The sequence below is a fragment of the Crocinitomix catalasitica ATCC 23190 genome, assembly GCF_000621625.1.
Taxonomy (GTDB): domain Bacteria; phylum Bacteroidota; class Bacteroidia; order Flavobacteriales_D; family Crocinitomicaceae; genus Crocinitomix; species Crocinitomix catalasitica.
In genome coordinates this window covers 1-1,221 of record NZ_JHXV01000072.1, presented here as the reverse complement: position 1 = coordinate 1,221, position 1,221 = coordinate 1, and the positions used below count along the sequence as shown (strand labels likewise).

The window sequence follows — 1,221 nt, the reverse complement described above, 5'->3', positions numbered from 1 at the left end:
TTCTTGTTTAGTACAGGACGCTATGGATCCCCAAAAAAGAAAAGTTGTTTCTGATTCAATTTCGTATTCTGCATTTGGATTATCATAAACTATAAATTCATATGTAGCTGTATCAATACATGATTCATCTGTACTAATACCAATTAAAGCGACTTCGTATGTCCCAGGATCAGTATACGTATGTGATAATTCATCTTCAGTTGAAATAACGCCATCACCGAGGCTCCAAATCCACTCTTCAGGTTCACCATAAATCAAAGAAGTATTATTGAAAAATGTGACAAAGTTTGAAAAACAGGGTCTCGAATCAAGTTCAATTTCTACTTCAAAAATCGCTGGAGAAAAATAGTTATATCGAGAACATGATCCAAAGTTTGTGTACACTGCGCTGAACTCACCCTGACCGTATAGTAATGGTTCGAAAGTTATATCTGTTTCTTCCAACAGGGCGATACCATCTTTGTACCACTGCCAAGTTCCTCCAGGCTCATCTGCTTCACCAAACAATATTAGATCTTCTGAGCACCAACCACCTGTTGAAGTAATATTAAAAAAATCGGAACTATCAACTAAAATTAACTCATCAATAAAATAATAATCACTAAACCCTTCACCTCCGACTATACAAGGACCACCAATTGATATCGCATAAACGTTTATATCAGGAGTGAAAATCATAGTCACTTCTTGCCACGTTCCATCCATTTCATAAGTTACCTCAATATCACCCAATAATTCCCATGTACCTATTCCATCGGGACAATTTGTACCAAACCATGGAAGGTCATCACATGTGGATGCTCCATATAATGCTAATTCAGATACATCTGGTCCTTCACCATATGCAGTGTAAAAATTCAAAACATAACTTGTACCACTAATTAAAGGCACATCCAAACAAGCACCAATATATTCAGACCACGTTCTTGTATTTGTAAAGAAACCAATAAAACCATCACCTCCCCTTGGAATAGGCATTTCTGGCATAGTTATCACCCAATCAACAAACATTAATCCGCAAGTATGAAAAAAATCCGGCGTTGGATCTGAAGCTTGAATCCAAGTTTCAGCACATCTCATTCCACCATAATATTCTGGACAACATATGGTATCTTCAAAAGAAGGGTTTGGAATCAAACTTGAACCAATAAGTGATACACATTCACAATCCTCCACATCGTTCAAATCAACCAAACCATCGCCATCATCGTCAATGCCATT

1 protein-coding gene is annotated in these 1,221 nt (G+C 37.0%); it reads right to left on the bottom strand.

Annotation, left to right across the window (positions count from 1 at the left end; all coding sequences use genetic code 11):
• A partial coding sequence (locus T367_RS23100; RefSeq protein ID WP_035845806.1) for a PKD domain-containing protein occupies positions 1 to 1,221 on the bottom strand: 1,221 nt, incomplete at both ends.